Here is an 18,646-nt window from a genome sequence, read left to right on the forward strand (position 1 = left end):
CGACAGCGGAATTGCCCCTTGAGACTCAGATAAAACTTTTTGACCTCAAGGGCTTGCAAAGCAAAGCTGCCTGCGTATAATTCACCTCCGTCGAGACAAGATCACGACGCATCGGAGTATAGCTCAGCTTGGTAGAGCGCTGCCTTCGGGAGGCAGAGGTCGTAGGTTCGAATCCTGCTACTCCGACCAGATATCTGAAAAAGCCGCTGATCATCGATCAGCGGCTTTTTTGATGCTGGAAGGTTTTTCGGCTGCTCAGTGATTCTCCCCCTCCAACGCTTTACATCCCTCAGGATGCCATATGCACACACTGCGCCTTGTCACGCTGTCTCTGCTGCTCACCTCTCTGCTCTCCGCCTGCGCCGCTCCCCGCACCCAATGGGAGAAGCCCGGCGCCAACAGCACCGAGGCTCACAACACCTGGGCCGGCTGTCAGTACGAGCTGGGCCTGACGGACAAGTCAGACAACGAGAAACAGACACTGCTGAAGTACTGCATGGAGCGTGAAGGCTACCGACTGCAGAGCTACTGAGTCGCTCACCTGCGTCAATCCGACATCCAGGTGTCACTCGCCTTGCGGGCCCGCTCGCGACCAGCACGTTCACGGTCGCGGCGGGCCTTTTGCTTTAAGTAGTAACTGCGCAGGGCAAGGCCGAGACCGAAGGCCAGCATCAGGGCGAATACCAGCCCCTGCCAGGGGCGGGCGGCATCGCCAAGCCAGGTTTCCAGCACGACGATGGCGATCAGGCCAGTGGCCTGACTGGCAACGGCGATCGCACGGCTACGGTCATAATGGTGTGACAGCATGGGGATATCCTTGCAGCGTCCTCGGCGGCAGAGCAATGCTCAGTGCGCGAGGCGTGGATGTCGAAGTCCGTCGATTATCGCATACTCGAGCCTCGCGACTGCAGCGCCTGCCGAGCACTTGCCACATGCAGCCTGACAGGTATTGCTGCTCTGAACGCTCCCCCGGACACCGCCAGAGGATAACCGCATGGATGCCATCGCCCTGGGCCCTGCCCTGATTTCCGTCGAACGCCTCTATGCCTTCGTGGCAGCCCTGGTGATGCTGATCGAGTTCTCGCTGCTGATTCGTCTGCTGGCACGCATGCACGCCAGAGGCACGACCGCGCCCGCTCACGATTCACCGCCGCTGAGCCCCTCGCGCTGGTTCAATCGCATGCTGGTCAGCTGGGTGATCGGTGCGCGCCTCACTCATGTCGCGCTGCACTGGGCAAGTTATCAGCAGGCACCGCTGGATATCCTCAAGCTGTGGCAACCGGGCTATCACCTGTTCGGCGGCATGCTGGCCGCGACCCTGGCCAGCCTGTGGCTGCTGCGCCGGCATGGCACGATTCGCCAGGTCATCGCGCTGGGCAGTCTGACGCTGGGGCTGACCGCCTTCCTCGGCCTCAAGCAACTCGACCCGCTGGGCAGCGCCGCCGCCATCGAGGCGATGCCTGCCATCACCCTCAACCATCTGGATCGCCGCCCCGTGGCACTGAATGACATCCAGGACGAGCGCGTGATCGTCAATCTGTGGGCCACCTGGTGCCCGCCCTGCCGGCGCGAGATGCCACTGCTGGCAGAGGCCGATCAGAGACCCGGCGTCACCGTGGTGCTGGCCAATCAGGGCGAGCAGGCACTGGCGGTGACCCGCTTTCTGAACAGCGAACAGCTGACGCTCGAGTACGCGCTGCTCGACCCCGCCATGCAACTGATGGCGCTGGCCGAGGCGCAGGGCCTGCCTGCCACGCTGGTCTTCGATGGCGACGGACAGCTGATCGAGCGTCATATCGGCGAGCTGAGCCGCGCCCAGCTGGACGCCCTGCTACCGGCGTCACGGCCATAGAACGACACACCGGTGGCCTCGTTCGATGCGACAAAGACGCTCGCCGCAAGAAAAGGCGCTTAAGCCACGGCGTCTGATCCGGTAAGATACCGCGCCCCTGTATTCCCGATTCCCGTCTTTGTCCTACCCCGAGGCTTCATGAGCGACTTCATTCCCGGTCAGCGCTGGATCAGTGACGGCGAGGCTGATCTCGGCCTTGGCACCATCCTCAATGTCGACTTCCGCACCGTCACCGTGCTCTTTGCTGCCAGCGAAGAAACCCGCACCTACAGTCTGCGCGAAGCGCCCCTTACCCGGGTGGCCTTCGGCAATGGCGACCGCATCCAGTCCGATGATGGCGAATGGCTGATCGTCGATGATTTCAAGGAAGTGCGCGGCCAGATCGTCTACATCTGTGAGCGCAGCGGCGAGCATGCCGGCGAGCTCATCGAGCTTCCCGAAGCCCGCCTGAACGACAAGATGCAGTTCAATCAGGCGCGTGACCGTCTGCTGACCGGCCAGGTCGACCGCAATGACTGGTTCGACCTGCGCTACCGCACCCTGCGCCACTTCCATCGTGTCGAGCAGAGCCCGGCGCTGGGCCTGTCCGGCCCCAAGGTCGATCTGGTACCGCACCAGCTTTACATCGCCGATGAAGTCTCGCGCCGTCACGCACCGCGCGTACTGCTGGCCGATGAAGTCGGCCTCGGCAAGACCATCGAAGCCGGCCTGATCCTGCACCGCCTGCTGCTCAGCGGCCGCGCCAGCCGTGCGCTGATCCTGGTACCGGCGAGCCTGACCCACCAGTGGCTGGTCGAGATGCTGCGCCGCTTCGCGCTGGATGTCTCGCTGCTCGACGAAGAGCAGTGCAAGGCCTACGGCACGCGCAACCCCTTCGAAGGCAACCAGATCATTCTGGCCAGCCAGGACTGGCTGTTCGCCAACCCGTCGCGTCAGGTCCAGGCTGCCGCCTGCGACTGGGACATGCTGATCGTCGATGAGGCCCACCACCTCGACTGGAGCGAAGACAAGGTGGGCCCGGGTTACGCCTGTGTCGAATCCCTCGCTCGCCAGACCGCCGGCGTGCTGCTGCTGACCGCCACGCCGGAGCAGATGGGACTCGAGAGCCACTTCGCACGCCTGCGCCTGCTCGACCCGGAGCGTTACCACGACCTGGAGCGCTTCAAGGCCGAGGAACAGGGCTATGTGGCTGTCGCCAGCGCCATCGACGCCCTGGAAGCGCTGCCCGCGGACCAGAGCGGTCTCGACAGCCTCACCGAGGTGCTGGATGACGCTGACAGCCGCGCCCTGCTCGACACCCTGATGGACAGCGATGCCGATGATGCCCAGCGCGACAGCGTGCGTCGTCAGCTGCGTGACCAGCTGCTCGATCGCCACGGCACCGGCCGCGTGATGTTCCGCAACTCGCGCACCCATGTCGAAGGCTTCCCCGAGCGCCGTCTGCATGTCCATGAACTGGAGCTGCCCTCCTCCTACCGTCGCGTGGTGCGCAAGCTGGAGCGCGACGAGGACTATCTCGATGACCTGCTGATCGAGACCGGCATGAACCACCCCGAGGTGGTGCTGTTCCTCGACGAGATGTATCGCGCCCTGCCCGATGACCGCATGAACGCCGAGCCCTGGTGGCAGATCGACCCGCGCGTCATGTGGCTGCTGGAAACCCTGACCGACCTCGGCAACGAGAAGGCGCTGGTGATCTGCCATACCGCCGATACCGCGCGTGAGCTGTCCGAAGGCCTGCGCGTGCTGGGCGGCGTGCATGCGCCGGTCTTCCATGAGGGCATGAGCCTGGTCGAGCGTGATCGCGCCGCCGCGGCCTTCGCCTCCGAAGAGGAAGGCGTGCAGCTGCTGGTGTGCTCGGAAATCGGCTCGGAAGGTCGCAACTTCCAGTTCTGCCACCACCTGGTGATGTTCGACCTGCCGGTACATCCGGACCAGCTCGAACAGCGCATCGGGCGCCTGGACCGCATCGGCCAGCAGTTCCCGATCGAGATCCACGTGCCGGTCTTCGAAGGCTCGCCGGGCGCCCAGCTGCTGCGCTGGTACCGCGATGGGATGGACGCCTTCAGCGCGCCGCACGGCATCGGCAGCGAGCTCTACACCCAGTTCGGCGACGAACTGGAAGAAGCCCTGCTCGACAGCGAAGAGATCGACAGCATCATCGAGCAGACCCGTGAGCGCTTCGACGCCCTGCAGGAAGAGCGTCAGTCCGGCCGCAACCGCCTGCTGGAACTCAATGCCTGCCGCCACGAGCGCGCCGCGGAAGTCATCGCCGCCATCGAGACGCTGGACAACGACAAGGCGCTGCCCGGCTATCTGGAGCGCGCCTTCGACATCTTCGGCATCGAGAGCCGGGACCTCGGCGATGGCATCACCTATCTGGCACCAGGCCCGCACATGCTCGACGGCCTGCCAGGGCTGGTGAAGGGCGAGGAAGGCTTCAGCGTCACCAGTGACCGCGCCACCGCGCTGTCGCGCGAAGACGTGCAGCATCTGTCGTGGGAGCACCCGCTGGTACGCGAGATGCTGGTCCGCATCCTGGACGGCTCGATGGGCAACACCGCGCTGGCGCTGCTCAAGCACCCGGCGATTCCCGGTGGCCGCCTGATGACGGAAGTGGTGTTCCGCACCCAGTCCACCGCGCCGCGCGGCCTGCGTCTGGGCCGCTTCCTGCCGCCGACCGCCATCCGCGTCCTGCTGGATGAAACCGGCAGCAACCTGTCCGACAAGGTGTCCTTCGGCGGACTGGCCAAGAACCTCAAGCCGGTCAAGAAGGCGGTCGCGCGTGACCTCATCAAGCAGAGCCACGCCACGCTGCGCAAGCTGATGAGCGATGCCGAGCAGGAAGCCGAGCGCGAACTGCCGACCATCGTCGAGCAGGCCCAGCAGCAGATGCGCGAGCAGCTCAGTGCCGAACTGGCGCGCCTGGAAGCCCTGGCCAGCCACAACCCGGCCGTGCGCGAGGAAGAGCTCGAAGCGCTGCGTCAGGAGCGTGCCGCGCTGGATGGCGCCATCGAGACCACCCGTCTGCGTCTGGACAGCGTGCGCGTCATCGTCACCGTGGATGCCCACGAGCGTTGAGCTGACCGCCGGCGTCAGTGATGAACCTGAAACGCCCCACCTGCCATCGGCCGGTGGGGCGTTTTGCCATGTGCGCCAGCGACAATGCCCCGCGGGACTTGCCAGATCGACCCGCGGCCGCGACGATGCCATCGCTTGCACGTCGCGACTCGCGGCCCATCACTTCCACTTCACCCCTATCGCTTCATTACTACAGAGCACCCTCATGGCGAGATCATATCCAGAGAGCGACGAGGCAGCGTCAGGGCAGAGCTGGCAGGGAGAACGCCTGGCCGAAGAAGCCGAGCGTGTCGCGAAGGTGGGACTGTCACTGCTGGCCGCGGGCGATGACTGGTGGGCCATCGACAAGCCGGCCGAGCTGCCCTCGGTGCCGGGGCGTGATCCGTCACGCTTTGACAGTGTCCATTCGCGCCTGTGCCGACTGAGCGACGACACCCGCGCCGTGCACCGCCTGGATGTGGCGACCTCCGGGGTGCTGCTGGTGGCGCGCAATGTCGAGGGCCAGCGGCGACTGTCGCGGCTATTCCAGTCGCGTACCATCGAGAAACGCTATGTGGCCGTGGTGGCAGGTCATCTCACGCCCGCCGAGGGCAGCATCGCCCTGCCGCTGCGCTGCGACTGGCCACGCCGCCCGCGTCAGATCGTCGACTTCACGCATGGCAAGTCGGCACTGACGTACTATCGGGTCGAGCAGCATCTGACGCTCGCGGGCCAGCGCCCGGATGGTACGTCGCAGACCCTCGCCTCCAGCCGTGTGTCGCTGACGCCACATACCGGGCGTTCACACCAGCTGCGCCTGCACATGCTGGCACTCGGCCACCCGATCATCGGTGATGGCTTCTATGCCCGCGGCGCGGCGCTGAATGCCAGCCCGCGCCTGTTGCTGCATGCGGCACGCCTGGTGATTCCGCCAGCCAGCGACAGCGATGCCCTACCACTGGTGCTGGAAGCGCCACTGCCCTTCTAGCATCGCCTTGCTGCCAAGACTCACTTGCGTGACAGGATATCGGCGAAGGCCACGTCGAGGGTCGGGTAATCGAAGGTGAAGCCGGCAGCCAGCAGACGCGCCGGCACCATGCGGGCGCCCTCCAGCAACAGGGTGCTCATTTCCCCCAGCCCCAGCTCAAGCGCCTTGGCCGGCAGCGGCAGGATCGCCGGGCGCCCCAGACCGCGAGCCAGAGCGTGGGTAAAGCCCATGTTGGTGACCGGATGCGGCGCGCTGGCATTGAAGGCACCGCTGAGACTGTCATCCGCCAGCAGGCGCTCGATGATGCGAATCATGTCGTGGCGGTGGATCCACGGCATGTAATGGCGCCCATCGCCCAGCCGCCCCCCGAGCCCGAGCTTGAAGGGCGTCAGCAGCTTGGCCAGTGTGCCGCCATCGGCCTCCATCACCAGGCCAGTGCGGATGATGGCCAGTCGCACGCCATATTCGGTGACGGGCATGGCGGCCGCTTCCCAGTCGCGACACAGGCGATGATTGAAATCGTCGTGGGGCGTCGCCTGTTCATCTATCTCGACATCGCCTGGCTCGCCCGCCTTGGGCTGTGCGCCGTAATAGCCCATCGCCGAACCGGACACCATCACCTGCGGCGGATGGCCTTCGGTGGCCAACTGCTGACACAGCATCACCAGGTGCTCGGTAGTCTCCAGCCGCGAACGGCGCAGCTCACGCTTGTGATCCTCGCTCCAACGCCGCCCGGCTATCGACTCCCCCGCCAGATTGACGATGCCTTCGGGCTGCCAATCCTTGAAGGCCAGCGACGAATCCGCCGCGACCACCGTCAGCCCCAGGTCGGCAAACTGGCGCTCAGCACGCTCCGGGCGGCGCGATACGACCGCCAGCGAGTGGCCCGCAGCGGCCAGTGACTGACACAGCGCCTGGCCGACGAACCCCGTTGCACCTGTTATCAATATTCGCATGTTGCCCTCCTCGGCGATGAAGCATCGAGTGTGCCGACTTCCGCCATAAATCTATACTTATATTGTACAATTATGCGCAAGAAGTTAACTTTAGCGTATCTGCTGTCGGGTCACATGACGACCCGTACCCCCTGAACACCGCCCGCGCAGGAGTCGCCTCCAGATGCCAGTATCGTCCATCGCCATCATCGGTGCCGGTATCGCCGGATTGTCTGCCGCCACCCGACTGACCGCGCAGGGCCATGCGGTAACGCTATTCGAGAAGGCGCGCGGCCCCGGCGGACGCCTGGCCAGTCGCCGCACCAGCGAAGGCCCTATCGACATCGGCGCGCAATACTTCACGGCGCGTGATCCACGCTTCCTGTCCGCACTCGAGCAGTGGCGGGCCGCAGGCGTCGTCGCAACTTGGGGTGAGAGACTGTTGAGTCTCGGCAAGTCGGCGTCTGACGAGAGCCAATGGCAGCGGCTGCGCGATGATTCCACCCGCTACGTGGCCAGTCCGCGCATGAGCGCCCTGAGCCGCCACCTCAGTGAACAGCTGCCGGCCCATGCGAGCCTGCACAGCGAAACGCGCATCACGCGCCTGATCGCGGACGATGGCACGGCGTCAGACAAGCGCTGGCGGCTCGAGGACAGCGACGGTGATCAGCACGGCCCCTTCGATCACGTGGTGATCAGCGCGCCGGCGCCGCAGGCACGTGCCCTGTTGAGCACGGCCGGCACCGACGCCCAGGGGGCGGCGCTCTGCGAGGACTCGCTTGCCCCGGCACTGAGTCAGGCGCTGGCCCGAGTGGAGATGGCACCGACCTGGACACTGATGGCCACTCTGGAGACGCCGCTTCCCGCGCTGGGGGGCGACGATGATTGGCAAGGGTTGCTGGTCAGCCGCGGTGATGATGGCCCGCTGCGCTGCGTGATGCGCCAGCATTCGCGCCCCGGCCGCCAGACACCGTTACATGCCAAGGAGACCCTGAGCCTGCTGGCGACCGCTGGCTGGAGCCGGGCGAACCTGGAGAAGTCGCCACAGGAGGTCGCGACCTTGCTGTGGAAGGCCTTCGAGACACTGCCCGAGATCCGCGAGCTGGCGCCGGGCTGGAGCCGGGGCAAGGTCACCCTCACGGCGCATCGCTGGCGTTACGCCCATCCAACCCAGACACTGCCGCAGACCTCAGCGGCAGCCGGCCAGAATGGCGATGAACAGAAGGGCCATGTCCAGAAGGGACGTGACCAGAACGCCCAAGCCCACAATGTCTGCGGCCAGGGGGCATCCGGGCTATGGCTGGCCGGAGACGCCCTGCGTGGCCCACGCGTCGAGGACGCCTGGCTGTCAGGGCACGAGGTAGCCGAACAGCTGCTCAACACCCTCGTCGACAGCTGATACGCTGTCGCGACCCCTCATCGCCCACAGGATAGCTGCATGACTACATCCACAGATCACGACAACGCCTTGATTCTATTGGCCCATGGGTCACGTGACCCGCGCTGGCGCGAGCCCTTCGAGGCACTGGAAGCCACACTGGCTTCCCGCCTCAAGCGTCCGACGCGCCTGGCCTATATGGAACTGTGCGACCCGCTGCTGACCGACACCATCGATGCCCTGGCGGCAGACGGTGCCGCGCGTATCGACATCCTGCCGCTGTTCTTCGCGGCCGGCCGTCATCTGCGTGAAGACGTGCCCGCCATGCTGGAAGAATCGCAGCGCCAGCACCCCGACTGCCCCATCAGCCTGCTTGACCCGGTGGGAGCACATCCGGCCTTTGTCGAGGCCTTGATCCAGATTGTGGAGCAACAGGACAACGCCTAGACGGCCGATTTCATGACGGGACCTCCTGCGCCAAAGGCGCTGTGATGCACCTTCAAAACATGCGCACCGGGGATGCGACGCAGCTTGCCTCTTGTCAGGCTCTGGCGGCTGCGCCATCCTGATGCCCACATGTACAGCTAGTGCACAAGATGCATTGCCGGTATCCCACAGCGCCCCATGTGACGACACTTCAACTTTACCCTGTGTGTCGTCCTCACCTGTGCTTCACCCGGGATGCCTCGTCACCGCCAGAGGTAACACCATTCATGACTGACAAGGCCACGGAAACTGCCAGTTCGCCGCTGTTTCCGATCCGCGAAGTCTCTCGCCTGACCGGCGTCAATTCGGTCACGTTGAGAGCCTGGGAACGCCGCTACGGACTGATCGAGCCCCGCCGTACGCCCAAGGGGCATCGCCTGTATGCCCGCGAGGACATCGAGCGAATCGAACACATCCTGCAATGGCTCAACCGCGGAGTACCTGTCAGCCAGGTACGCGAGCTTCTCGACCAGCCGCAGCCGGAAAGCACGCCGATGCCGGACGAAGGCAGCTGGAGTGGCCAGCAGCAGCTGGCATTGGCCGCCATCGATGCCCAGGACGAGGCGCGTCTGGCCGAGCTGTACAACCAGAGTCTGGCGCTGTACCCGGTCAGCAGCGTGGTCGAGCGCCTGTGGCGTCCGCTGCTCGAACAGCTCGAGGAGCGCGGCACCGCCACCTTCGGCACCCGCCTGGCCCAGTGCTTCTTCGAGAGCTTCCTGCGCTCGCGCATCGGTGCCCGGCTGGTGTTTGCCAATCAGGAGCGTCACGCCCCGCACATCACGCTGACGCGCCTGCCGGAAGAACCGGGCCTCAGCTGGCTGCTGCTGTTCGCGCTGGTCGCCAGCGACGCCGGCTATCACGTCAGCCTGCTGGATGGCCCACTGCCGCTGGCGGAGCTGCCGCTGGCCGCAGAGCGCCTGCAGGCACAGGCCGTGGTACTGGTCGGCACCCAGGCAGAGCGCTCGGATGTCATGCGCCGTCAGTTGCCGCGGGTCGCAGAACAATTGAGCGTGCCGCTGGCCATCGCTGGCCCGGCCGCCCAGATTCGCCAGCAGGAGCTGGTAGACGGGCCCATCGAAGGCCTGGGAGCCGACCCGATTCAGGCGGTCGCTCGCCTGAGGTCCTTGATGGCACGTTGATCCTAGGCTCCTGCTCGGCATTGGTTTCACCGATCGCCAAGGAGCCCCGATGTCATCTGACTCACCATCCACCTCTTCCTCCGCCTCCGCGCCAGCGGGGGCTCCCCTGCAGCTGGTCTGGCTGCGCAGTGACCTGCGCGTACATGACAACACGGCTCTCTCGCAGGCCGCCGCACGCGGCCCGGTCGTGGCCGTCGTCGCCCCCTGCCTGGCGCAGTGGGTCGAGCACGGCCACGGAGCCAACAAGCTCGACTTCCTGCGTCGCGGCCTGCATGTCCTACAACAGGCACTCGCTGGCTATCACATCCCGCTCAAGGTGCTCAACTGCGACACCTTCGCCGAGGTGCCCCAGGCGCTGGCCGCACTGTGCGATCAGCTGGGCGTCCGGGCCCTGCATTTCAATGACGAATATGCCGTCAATGAGCGTGAGCGCGACCGACAGGTCCGTGAACTGCTTGCCGAGCGCGACATCCGCCTGCATCGCTATACCGACATGCTGGTCTTCACTCCCGGTGAGCTGCTGACGGGCAAGGGCGACTATTACGGAGTCTTCACGCCCTTTTCCAAGCGCTGGCACAAGGAAGTCGATTCCCGTCGCCTGGCGCTGAATGAGGCGCCCGAAGTGCAAGCCACGCCCCGCGATGCCAAGGGGCGCGAGATCCACGGCGACGCCATCCCGCCACTGCCCGAGACGCTCGATGGCCAGCCGGCAACACCTCTGGATGCCGAGCTATGGCCGGCCGGCGAGGACGCCGCGCAGGAGCGTCTGGAACGCTTTCTGACCTTCCGTGCCCGTCGCTACCACGAGCAGCGCGATATCCCCGCCACCCGGGGCACCAGCGAGCTGTCGCCCTACCTGGCGCTGGGCATGATCTCGGCCCGCCAATGCTACGCCGCCGTACTGGCAGAGAACGGCAGCCTCGCCGATGGCGATGTCGGCCTGACCAGCTGGGTCAACGAGCTGATCTGGCGTGAGTTCTATCAGCACATCCTGGTCGGCTTCCCGCGCGTCAATCGCCACCGTCCCTTCCAGCGCCATACCGAGGCCCTGCAGTGGCGCGACGATGACGAAGGCTTCGTTGCCTGGTGCGAGGGCCGCACCGGCTACCCCATCGTCGATGCCGCCATGCGTCAGCTGGTGCAGACCGGCTGGATGCACAATCGCCTACGCATGGTGACGGCGATGTTCCTCACCAAGCATCTGCTGATCGACTGGCGGCGTGGCGAGGCCTTCTTCATGACCCATCTCGTCGATGGTGAGCTGGGCGCCAACAATGGTGGCTGGCAATGGGCGGCCTCCACCGGCACCGATGCCGCGCCCTATTTCCGCATCTTCAATCCGACCACCCAGGGCCAGCGCTTCGACAAGGACGGCGAGTTCATCGCGAGCATGCTGCCGGAGCTGGCCGAGCTGCCGGCCAAGCGCCGCCACCAGCCCAGTGCGGAGGATTGTCGCGACACGGGCTACCCCCGACCGATCGTCGATCACAAGGCCGCCCGCCAGCGGGCGCTGGATACCTTCAAGGCGCTGTCCAGAAGCGAATGACCCCTCAAGCGGCCTGCTGATCTTCAGCAGGCCGCTCCCCCCCCCCCCCCTATCCTTCAGGAGCGTTGCCATGCAATCGCTACCCGACGAGATAAGCCCGGCCCTGACTCGGGTATGTCGTCTTTACGAAAAGCTGGACAAAACCTCTACAGAGCTGCTCAAATCAGTCTACAGTGACGATATCGTCTTTCGCGACCCCCTGCATGAAGTCCACGGCCTGACAGCACTCAACGCCTATTTCTCAGGGTTGTACATGAATGTCGCCGCCATCGACTTCGTCTTTCATCACCCGCTGGGGCCGATACCTGAGCAAGCCGCCGGCCCTGTGGATGAAGGCAATGAACAGGGACTTGCCTGGCTCAGCTGGACGATGACCTATCGCCATCCCCGTCTGAACGGGGGCAAGGACATCAGCGTGCAGGGTGCCTCACGCCTCGAGTTCCGAGACGGGAAGGTCATTCATCACCGTGACTTCTTCGATGCCGGCGAGCTGCTCTACGAGCAGGTGCCCGTCCTGCGCAACGTGATCGGTCTGCTGAAACGTCGCATGGACTGAGCAGCATGACGACATCCATACAGACACGCCCGGCGTTCTCTGAGTCAGTGCCAGCAAGGCTCTACCGGCAAGACACAGGCTGAAGACGCAGACAGGCACGCCAGACACACTTACGCCAAGGAGGGGAAATGGCCAGTCATGGTTCGAGCACCACATCGACAACCACATCGACGTCCGCAAAGGCTCGCAAACGTATCTGGCTGACCGGCGCCAGCTCCGGCATCGGCGAAGGTCTGGCGCGCCGGCTGCTGGCAGATGGCCACCGGGTCGCCCTCAGCGCCCGCTCCGCCGACAAGCTGGAGGCCATCGCAGCCGATGCCGAGCAAGGCCCCGGGGAAGCGCTGGTCGTGACGCTCGACCTCACCGACCGTGAGGCTATCCGCGCGGCGGCCAGCCAGATAGAGGCCCGCTTTGGTGGACTCGACCTTGCACTGCTCAACGCTGGCACCTGCGAATATCTGGATGCACGGGAATTCGAGGCAGACCTGGTCCACCGCGTATTCGCGACCAATTTCCAGGCCGCCGTGGATGTGATCGAAAGCGCCCTGCCGCTGCTGCGCATGGCAGCGGCAGACGACGGTGAGCGACCGCAGCTGGCAGCGGTTTCCAGTGCTTCGGCCTATCTGCCGTTGCCTCGAGCCGAGGCGTATGGCGCCTCCAAGGCCGCAGTGAGCTACTTCCTGGAGTCGCTACGACTGGACCTCGACAACCAGGGCATCGATGTCAGCGTGATTCACCCCGGCTTCGTCAAGACACCGCTGACCGAGCGCAATGACTTCCCGATGCCGATGCAGGTCACTGTCGATCAGGCGGTCGAGGCGATCGTGACGGGACTCGCGCGTCATCGGCTCGATATCCATTTCCCGAGACGCTTCACGCTGCTGGTCAAGTTGCTGGGCATCCTGCCCGCCCCCTTGCGACGCAGCATCGGACTACGCATGACCCGCGACTGAGTACGCGGCAGGCAAGCCCGACGAGACCTGCCCAGGCCGATAGGCCGGCAACAGTTCTGCTCATGACGACATGGTGCGTTCTACTTCTGGAGTGGCATGAACACGACAACGACCTACGCGACAGCGCCTCCACCCCGCCAGCGCATTGCCGTCATCGGCAGCGGCATCAGCGGCATGTCAGCGGCCTATTACCTGAATCGCAAGCATGAAGTGCATGTCTTCGAGTCAGCCGAGCGACTGGGCGGCCACACCGCCACCATGGATGTGCAGTGCGCCGATGGCAGCGACTGGGCCATCGACACCGGCTTCATCGTCTTCAACGACCGCACCTATCCGCATTTCCAGCGTCTGCTGGAGCGCCTCGACGTGGCTTGCCAGCCCACCGAGATGAGCTTCTCGGTGCACACCACCGCCGAGGACTTCGAGTACAACGGCCATACCCTGCTGTCGCTGTTCGCCCAGAAGCGCAACCTGTTGCGCCCGCGCTTCTATCGCCTGTTGCGCGACATCCTGCGCTTCAACAAGCAGGCTGCCGCCGATCTGGACAACGGCAAGCTCGCCGAGGGCGCGACCCTGGGCAGCTACCTGGATGCCAATGGCTACTCGCAGGTCTTCCGTGAACATTACCTGCTGCCGATGGGCGCGGCGATCTGGTCCGCCAGCATCGCGGATATCGCGCAGTTCCCGCTGCTGTTCTTCGTGCGCTTCTTCCGCCATCACGGCCTGCTGTCGGTCAATGATCGTCCACAATGGTTCACGCTGGTCGGTGGCTCGCGCACCTACATCGCGCCGCTGACCGAGGGTTACGCAGAGCGCATTCGCCTCAACAGCAAGATCAGTCGTGTCCTGCGCGACGCCAACGGGGTGACACTTGAGCATGCCGATGGCCGCCGTGAACGCTTCGACCAGGTGGTGATGGCGTGCCATGCGCCACAGGCACTGGCTCTGCTCGGTGATGCCAGCGAGCAGGAACAAGCGGTGCTGGGGGCGATCACGACTCAACGCAATGAGGTGGTGATGCATACCGATACCTCGCTGCTGCCAAGGCGCAAGTCGGCCTGGGCGAGCTGGAACTACCGCCTCGATGGGCGCGACGACGCCCAGCGGGCCAGCGTCACCTACGACATGAACATCCTGCAACGCCTTGATGAGCGCGAGCACCCGCCCCGCGAGACCTTCTGCATCACGCTCAATGACAGCGACGCGATCGATCCCGCTCGGGTGCTGGGCCGTTACGCCTATGACCACCCGCGCTTCACGCTGGCCGCTGAGGACGCCAAGGCGCGCTTCGCGCAGATTTCCGGCGCGCAAGCCAAGGCGGACGGCCCAGTGGGGCGCACCCATTTCTGTGGTGCCTGGTGGCGCAATGGATTCCACGAGGATGGCGTATGGAGCGCGCTGCGGGTCGCAGAGGCACTGGGTGCTCGCGAGGCAGACGATTGAAGGCGCCCGCCAGTCGCATCGGCTATGGCACGCTGCGCCACCGCCGCCTTACGCCGCGCCAGCATGCCTTTCGCTATCGCGTCGCCATGGCATGGCTGGCACTGGATGAGTTGCCGGCACTGATGGCCGGCAAGCGTCTGGTGAGCGCCAGTCACGCCGCGCCACTGGCCTTTCGCGACAGTGACCATCTGCCGGCCACGGTCCACGACATTGCCGATGGCCCACTCGAGGACCGGGTGCGCGCCGCCTGTCAGCGCGAGCTTGCCCGCAATGGCGATCACGCGCCATTGCCGCAGGGGCGCATCTTTCTGCTGACCCAGCTGCGCCACTTCGGGATCGGCTTCAACCCGATTCGCCTCTATTACCTCTATCACGTCTCAGGCCAGCTGGGCGCAGTGCTCGGTGAGGTCACCAATATTCCCTGGGGAGAGCGCGTGCTGTATGCCGCCCGCACTGATCCACAGCGACGCATGCAGGCAGCGCAGTTCGACAAACGCATGCATGTCTCGCCCTTCATGCCGATGGGCATGCGCTATCACTGGCGCTTCAACGACCCCAGCGCGGACGAACTGTTGCTGCACATGGAAAACCATCCCCTCACCGGGGATACGGCACGGATAGCGCAGAATTCGCTATTCGATGCCAGCCTGAGCCTGCATCTGGAACCGGCTACCCCACGCGCCTTTCATCGCCTGCTGCTGCGCTTCCCCTGGATGACGCTCAAGACGGTCGCGGGCATTCATTTCGAGGCGCTGCGTCTGGCGCTCAAGCGCGTGCCGATCTTCGACCATCCGCGCTCGCCGTCTTCATCATGAGGAACTCATCATGAGCCAATTCGAACCCGCTCCCCCCACTCTGGCCACGACTCAGGCACCGGCGGACCGCCTGACGCGGCTGCTGCGGCCACGCCTGCTGCGCATGCTCGACAAACTTGAAGGTGGCAGCCTGACGGTGCTGGAAGGCCGAGAGCGCCACGTGCTGGGCAAGGGCGGCGCGCGCAACGTCACGCTGCGTATCCATGACTCACGCGCATGGCGGCGCATGGCGCTGGGTGGCACCGTCGCGGCGGCGGAGGCCTACATGGATGGCCAGTGGGAGACGGATGATCTGGTCGGGCTGGTGCGCCTGTTCGCCTACAACCTCGAGCAGGTCAATGACTCGGTGGACAGCGGAACGTCGCGCCTGTCCAAGTGGGCGCTGAGCGTCGCCTACGCGCTGGCGCGCAATACGCTGGCGGGGTCGAAGCGCAACATCTCGGCGCATTACGATCTCGGCAATGACCTCTTCGAACTGTTCCTCGACCGCGAGCACCGCATGTATTCCGCGGCGGTGTTCCCCTATCCCGAGGCCAATCTGGAAGTGGCCTCTACCCACAAGCTGGAGAAGCTGTTCAACCTGCTGGAACTGGGGCCACAGCATCACCTGCTGGAGATCGGCACCGGCTGGGGCGGGCTGGCGATCCATGCCGCAAGAACACGCGGCTGCCGCGTGACCACCACGACCATCTCCGATGAGCAACACGCCTATACCAAGGCGCGTATCGCCGCGGAAGGGCTGGAGGATCGCATCACGCTGCTCAAGGAAGACTACCGGGCACTAGAAGGTCGCTTCGATCGTATCGTCTCTGTGGAGATGATCGAGGCGGTCGGCCACCAGTATCTGTCGACCTACCTGAAGACCCTCGAGCGCCTGCTCGAGCCGCAAGGCCTGATCGCGCTGCAGGCCATCACAATTCGCGATCAGCGCTTCGCGGCCGCCAGCCGCGAGATGGACTTCATCAAGCGTTACATCTTTCCCGGTGGCTTCCTGCCGTCCCATGCGGCGATCCTCACCGCCATGCAGCAGGACACCCAGCTGAACCTGCTGCAGCTCGAGGATATCGGCCTGCACTACGCCGCCACGCTCAAGGCCTGGGGGCAGCGCTTCGAGGCGCGTCTCGGGGAGGTCTATGCGCAGGGCTACGACGAGCGCTTCGTGCGCATGTGGCGTTACTACCTGGCGTACTGCGAGGGGGGCTTCCGCGAGCGCACCATCGGCACCTGCCAGCTGTTGCTGGGGGGGCCGGGGGCGCGCCCGGTACAGGCGGGGCTCCAGGATTGGGACGCCTGAACATGCTGTCCGAGCGCCCTGGAGCACTGCTCAATGCCGGTCTCTTTCAGCTCGGTTGGTTCTGCTGTGTGCTGGGTGGCGCGACGGTCGCCCTGCTGGCTACGCCGCTGATACTGGCCGTGCATCTATGGCTGATCGTGCCGACGAGTGAGCGCCTGCGCGAGCTGCGCTGGCTTGCCGCCTTCGTGGCGCTGGGGATGGTAGTGGATGGCAGCCTGTCACTGGCCGGCGGATACACCATCACCTCGGACACGCCTGGCTGGGCGCACTGGCTGCCACTGCCTGTCTGGATGTGGTGTCTGTGGCCGCTGTTCGCCTGCACGATCCATCATGCACTGCGCTGGTTGTGGCAGCGGCCCTGGCTGGCGGCGGCTGGCGGCGCCATCAGTGCGCCGCTGTCCTATTACGGTGGGGCGCAGCTCGCCAATGTGACCCTCGCCGACTGGCTGCTACCGGCCCAGGCGCTGATCTGGGGCGGCCTGTGTCTGGGTATCGCACGCCTGCAGGGACATGCCGAGCACGCCTGAGCGCCTCAGGCAGCCTTGATGGCCAGATTGCCGGCCTCATAGCCATTGAGCCGCTCGATGACCTCCCCCGGGGGTGCCGGCCGCGAGAAGTAGAAACCCTGGATCCAGCCGCAGCCATTCGATACCAGATATTCACGCTGTTCGGCGGTCTCGACGCCTTCCGCACCCAGGGCATCATTGATGCTCTTGAGCGCATCGATATCGATCAGTGCCAGGTCCATCGCCTCCCCGGCGCGCAGGCCATTGAGGCGACTGACCAGCAGGTCGCCCAGCCGTCGGCGATTGGGCTGGCCCGTCAGGGCATCTTCTAGCCCCAGACGCTGCAGGTCCTGCTCATGTGCCTTGTGGCGGGTGATATCGGTAAAGAGGGCGACATGGAAGACATCGCCGCCCTGCTCGATACGGCGTGCTCGCAGCCACTCGGGGTATTCATCCCCTCTGCTTGCGCCGGTTCCAGACCTCGCCTTCCTAGTGACCATTGACCTCGAGCGCCTGGCGATAACGGGCATGAAACTCCTCGTCGTGGCGCCCCGAAGACAGCAGGGAAGGGTTGCGACCAATGATCTCTTCCGGTGCGTAGCCGGTGATATGACTGAAGGCAGCGTTTACGGCCAGCACCTGATTGTGGCGATCACTGATCACCAGTCCATCACTGCTCAGGTGCACGGCGGCCTCCAGCAGCTGACGATGCAGCAGCTGGCGACGACGCTGACGCGCGATGTCCAGACCCGCCAGAACGGCAGGCAGCAACGCGGCAAGACGCAGCTCGAGCCCCGGCAACCAGGGCAACGCTGTCAAGGCAACGAGCGCCCCGATGATCAGGGGGCCGATTGAAGTGGGCTTGCGGCCACATAAGCAACTCTCGGTATAAGGGGGCATCGGGGATGATCCTGCATTTGCAGGCAGCGGGCCATTCTCGGCACGGCTCCAGCGGATTGCGACCGATGCCGGCAAAGAGGACCCCGCGCGAATCACACACTAGCTCCTATCGACCACTTTCCCCCCAGCTGTAGGACTTATTTGCACCCGCTCTTGCTGCCCTTTAGTCTGGCCCCCACGTGCATTCAGGGGTGCCAGCCATTAGACTAGCCCCATTCAGGCGCTCAGGTGCCTCGTACGGCATTACCATCCCGCTACTCGGAATGACTCAGTGACCAAGCAACACTCCTTTACTCGCGACGAGCTGCTGGCCTGTGGCCAGGGCGAACTCTTCGGCCCGGGCAATGCGCAGCTGCCTGCTCCCAACATGCTGATGCTGGATCGCATCACTCACATCAGTGAGGAAGGCGGTAGCCACGGCAAGGGTCAGCTGATTGCTGAGCTGGATATCTCTCCGGACCTGTGGTTCTTCGACTGCCACTTCCCGGGTGATCCGGTGATGCCGGGCTGCCTGGGCCTCGATGCCATGTGGCAGCTGGTGGGCTTCCACCTCGGCTGGCTGGGGAACCCGGGCCGTGGCCGCGCGCTGGGCTGCGGCGAGGTCAAGTTCTCTGGCCAGGTGCTGCCGACCGCCAAGAAAGTGACCTACACCATCAACATCAAGCGAGTCATCACTCGCAAGCTGATCCTCGGCATCGCCGATGGTACAGTGACAGTTGACGGTCGCGACATCTATCAGGCCAACGACCTGCGCGTCGGTCTGTTCACCTCCACTGCGAACTTCTGAACGGGAGG

Annotated in this window: 19 protein-coding genes and 1 tRNA gene; 16 read left to right on the forward strand and 4 right to left on the reverse strand. The window is 64.8% G+C overall.

All coding sequences use genetic code 11. The features are described from left to right. Nucleotides 1–112: 112 nt before the first annotated feature. Both AC5WNJ_RS16005 and AC5WNJ_RS16010 read left to right on the forward strand, forming a co-directional pair. A tRNA-Pro gene (locus tag AC5WNJ_RS16005) sits at nucleotides 113–189 on the forward strand. 112 nt (nucleotides 190–301) lie between these two features. Continuing rightward, nucleotides 302–532 carry a hypothetical protein gene (locus AC5WNJ_RS16010; RefSeq protein ID WP_495930188.1) on the forward strand — a complete coding sequence of 77 codons (231 nt, stop codon included), beginning with the start codon at nucleotides 302–304 and terminating at the stop codon, nucleotides 530–532. A gap of 14 nt (nucleotides 533–546) precedes the next feature. Here AC5WNJ_RS16010 and AC5WNJ_RS16015 read toward each other — a convergent pair whose 3' ends face one another. Further along, on the reverse strand, nucleotides 547–807 hold the full coding sequence (locus tag AC5WNJ_RS16015) for a hypothetical protein (protein WP_176678154.1): 261 nt from the start codon (nucleotides 805–807) through the stop codon (nucleotides 547–549). A 187-nt stretch (nucleotides 808–994) separates the two neighbouring features. Between AC5WNJ_RS16015 and AC5WNJ_RS16020 the strand changes: the two genes are divergently transcribed. The 3 genes from AC5WNJ_RS16020 (at nucleotide 995) to AC5WNJ_RS16030 (ending at nucleotide 5,900) form a co-directional block, all read left to right on the forward strand. Continuing rightward, complete coding sequence (locus AC5WNJ_RS16020) at nucleotides 995–1,852, forward strand: prolipoprotein diacylglyceryl transferase family protein (protein WP_495930189.1); 858 nt, start codon at nucleotides 995–997, stop codon at nucleotides 1,850–1,852. A gap of 138 nt (nucleotides 1,853–1,990) precedes the next feature. After that, on the forward strand, nucleotides 1,991–4,933 hold the full coding sequence (rapA, locus tag AC5WNJ_RS16025) for an RNA polymerase-associated protein RapA (RefSeq protein WP_495930190.1): 2,943 nt from the start codon (nucleotides 1,991–1,993) through the stop codon (nucleotides 4,931–4,933). Between the two features lie 205 nt (nucleotides 4,934–5,138). Beyond that, complete coding sequence (locus AC5WNJ_RS16030; RefSeq protein ID WP_495930191.1) at nucleotides 5,139–5,900, forward strand: RluA family pseudouridine synthase; 762 nt, start codon at nucleotides 5,139–5,141, stop codon at nucleotides 5,898–5,900. 20 nt (nucleotides 5,901–5,920) lie between these two features. On the opposite strand, the gene AC5WNJ_RS16035 is transcribed toward AC5WNJ_RS16030, so the two are convergent. Next, nucleotides 5,921–6,856: a TIGR01777 family oxidoreductase gene (locus AC5WNJ_RS16035; protein ID WP_176678158.1), complete on the reverse strand. Its 936-nt coding sequence runs from the start codon at nucleotides 6,854–6,856 to the stop codon at nucleotides 5,921–5,923. A gap of 163 nt (nucleotides 6,857–7,019) precedes the next feature. Here AC5WNJ_RS16035 and AC5WNJ_RS16040 point away from each other — a divergent pair, with 163 nt between their 5' ends. The 10 genes from AC5WNJ_RS16040 (at nucleotide 7,020) to AC5WNJ_RS16085 (ending at nucleotide 16,972) form a co-directional block, all read left to right on the forward strand. Next, on the forward strand, nucleotides 7,020–8,234 hold the full coding sequence (locus tag AC5WNJ_RS16040; protein WP_495930192.1) for an NAD(P)/FAD-dependent oxidoreductase: 1,215 nt from the start codon (nucleotides 7,020–7,022) through the stop codon (nucleotides 8,232–8,234). Nucleotides 8,235–8,273: 39 nt separating this feature from the next. Beyond that, nucleotides 8,274–8,660 (forward strand): sirohydrochlorin chelatase, encoded by a 387-nt coding sequence (locus AC5WNJ_RS16045; RefSeq protein WP_175090323.1) that lies wholly within the window; start codon nucleotides 8,274–8,276, stop codon nucleotides 8,658–8,660. A 266-nt stretch (nucleotides 8,661–8,926) separates the two neighbouring features. Next, on the forward strand, nucleotides 8,927–9,838 hold the full coding sequence (locus AC5WNJ_RS16050) for a MerR family transcriptional regulator (protein ID WP_043335996.1): 912 nt from the start codon (nucleotides 8,927–8,929) through the stop codon (nucleotides 9,836–9,838). 49 nt (nucleotides 9,839–9,887) lie between these two features. Further along, entirely contained in the window at nucleotides 9,888–11,384 is a 1,497-nt protein-coding gene (phrB, locus tag AC5WNJ_RS16055) for a deoxyribodipyrimidine photo-lyase (protein WP_495930193.1), read from the forward strand. 70 nt (nucleotides 11,385–11,454) lie between these two features. Further along, a complete protein-coding gene (locus AC5WNJ_RS16060) occupies nucleotides 11,455–11,940 on the forward strand; it encodes a nuclear transport factor 2 family protein (protein WP_495930194.1) in 486 nt (161 codons plus the stop codon). 128 nt (nucleotides 11,941–12,068) lie between these two features. After that, the gene (locus AC5WNJ_RS16065) at nucleotides 12,069–12,893 is read left to right on the forward strand and encodes an SDR family NAD(P)-dependent oxidoreductase (protein WP_495930195.1); all 825 of its coding nucleotides are present in this window, start codon (nucleotides 12,069–12,071) and stop codon (nucleotides 12,891–12,893) included. A gap of 96 nt (nucleotides 12,894–12,989) precedes the next feature. Next, entirely contained in the window at nucleotides 12,990–14,336 is a 1,347-nt protein-coding gene (locus AC5WNJ_RS16070; protein ID WP_495930196.1) for an NAD(P)/FAD-dependent oxidoreductase, read from the forward strand. Further along, nucleotides 14,333–15,151, forward strand: coding sequence for a DUF1365 domain-containing protein (locus AC5WNJ_RS16075; protein WP_495930197.1), 819 nt, complete (start codon nucleotides 14,333–14,335; stop codon nucleotides 15,149–15,151). Before AC5WNJ_RS16070 ends, AC5WNJ_RS16075 begins: the two co-directional genes overlap by 4 nt. 10 nt (nucleotides 15,152–15,161) lie before the next feature. Continuing rightward, the gene (locus AC5WNJ_RS16080) at nucleotides 15,162–16,445 is read left to right on the forward strand and encodes a class I SAM-dependent methyltransferase (protein ID WP_495930198.1); all 1,284 of its coding nucleotides are present in this window, start codon (nucleotides 15,162–15,164) and stop codon (nucleotides 16,443–16,445) included. Nucleotides 16,446–16,447: 2 nt separating this feature from the next. Then, entirely contained in the window at nucleotides 16,448–16,972 is a 525-nt protein-coding gene (locus AC5WNJ_RS16085; protein ID WP_495930199.1) for a DUF2878 domain-containing protein, read from the forward strand. A 5-nt stretch (nucleotides 16,973–16,977) separates the two neighbouring features. Here the strand turns inward: AC5WNJ_RS16085 and AC5WNJ_RS16090 are convergent, their stop codons facing one another. Together AC5WNJ_RS16090 and AC5WNJ_RS16095 are read right to left on the reverse strand one after the other, a co-directional pair. After that, nucleotides 16,978–17,451 (reverse strand): diguanylate cyclase domain-containing protein, encoded by a 474-nt coding sequence (locus tag AC5WNJ_RS16090; protein ID WP_495930200.1) that lies wholly within the window; start codon nucleotides 17,449–17,451, stop codon nucleotides 16,978–16,980. Next, nucleotides 17,441–17,770, reverse strand: coding sequence for a PAS domain S-box protein (locus tag AC5WNJ_RS16095; protein ID WP_495930201.1), 330 nt, complete (start codon nucleotides 17,768–17,770; stop codon nucleotides 17,441–17,443). Before AC5WNJ_RS16095 ends, AC5WNJ_RS16090 begins: the two co-directional genes overlap by 11 nt. Before the next feature lie 352 nt (nucleotides 17,771–18,122). Between AC5WNJ_RS16095 and fabA the strand changes: the two genes are divergently transcribed. Continuing rightward, nucleotides 18,123–18,638, forward strand: a complete 516-nt coding sequence (gene fabA, locus AC5WNJ_RS16100; protein WP_043334808.1) for a 3-hydroxyacyl-[acyl-carrier-protein] dehydratase FabA — start codon at nucleotides 18,123–18,125, stop codon at nucleotides 18,636–18,638. Nucleotides 18,639–18,646 lie beyond the last annotated feature (8 nt).

This window comes from Cobetia sp. PDI-23MA (assembly GCF_059507735.1).

Coding starts and splice junctions, on each gene's coding strand:
- AC5WNJ_RS16010 (WP_495930188.1), top strand. CDS start 302: ATGCACACACTGCGCCTTGTCACGCTGTCTCTGCTGCTCACCTCTCTG.
- AC5WNJ_RS16015 (WP_176678154.1), bottom strand. CDS start 807: ATGCTGTCACACCATTATGACCGTAGCCGTGCGATCGCCGTTGCCAGT.
- AC5WNJ_RS16020 (WP_495930189.1), top strand. CDS start 995: ATGGATGCCATCGCCCTGGGCCCTGCCCTGATTTCCGTCGAACGCCTC.
- rapA (WP_495930190.1), top strand. CDS start 1,991: ATGAGCGACTTCATTCCCGGTCAGCGCTGGATCAGTGACGGCGAGGCT.
- AC5WNJ_RS16030 (WP_495930191.1), top strand. CDS start 5,139: ATGGCGAGATCATATCCAGAGAGCGACGAGGCAGCGTCAGGGCAGAGC.
- AC5WNJ_RS16035 (WP_176678158.1), bottom strand. CDS start 6,856: ATGCGAATATTGATAACAGGTGCAACGGGGTTCGTCGGCCAGGCGCTG.
- AC5WNJ_RS16040 (WP_495930192.1), top strand. CDS start 7,020: ATGCCAGTATCGTCCATCGCCATCATCGGTGCCGGTATCGCCGGATTG.
- AC5WNJ_RS16045 (WP_175090323.1), top strand. CDS start 8,274: ATGACTACATCCACAGATCACGACAACGCCTTGATTCTATTGGCCCAT.
- AC5WNJ_RS16050 (WP_043335996.1), top strand. CDS start 8,927: ATGACTGACAAGGCCACGGAAACTGCCAGTTCGCCGCTGTTTCCGATC.
- phrB (WP_495930193.1), top strand. CDS start 9,888: ATGTCATCTGACTCACCATCCACCTCTTCCTCCGCCTCCGCGCCAGCG.
- AC5WNJ_RS16060 (WP_495930194.1), top strand. CDS start 11,455: ATGCAATCGCTACCCGACGAGATAAGCCCGGCCCTGACTCGGGTATGT.
- AC5WNJ_RS16065 (WP_495930195.1), top strand. CDS start 12,069: ATGGCCAGTCATGGTTCGAGCACCACATCGACAACCACATCGACGTCC.
- AC5WNJ_RS16070 (WP_495930196.1), top strand. CDS start 12,990: ATGAACACGACAACGACCTACGCGACAGCGCCTCCACCCCGCCAGCGC.
- AC5WNJ_RS16080 (WP_495930198.1), top strand. CDS start 15,162: ATGAGCCAATTCGAACCCGCTCCCCCCACTCTGGCCACGACTCAGGCA.
- AC5WNJ_RS16085 (WP_495930199.1), top strand. CDS start 16,448: ATGCTGTCCGAGCGCCCTGGAGCACTGCTCAATGCCGGTCTCTTTCAG.
- AC5WNJ_RS16090 (WP_495930200.1), bottom strand. CDS start 17,451: ATGGTCACTAGGAAGGCGAGGTCTGGAACCGGCGCAAGCAGAGGGGAT.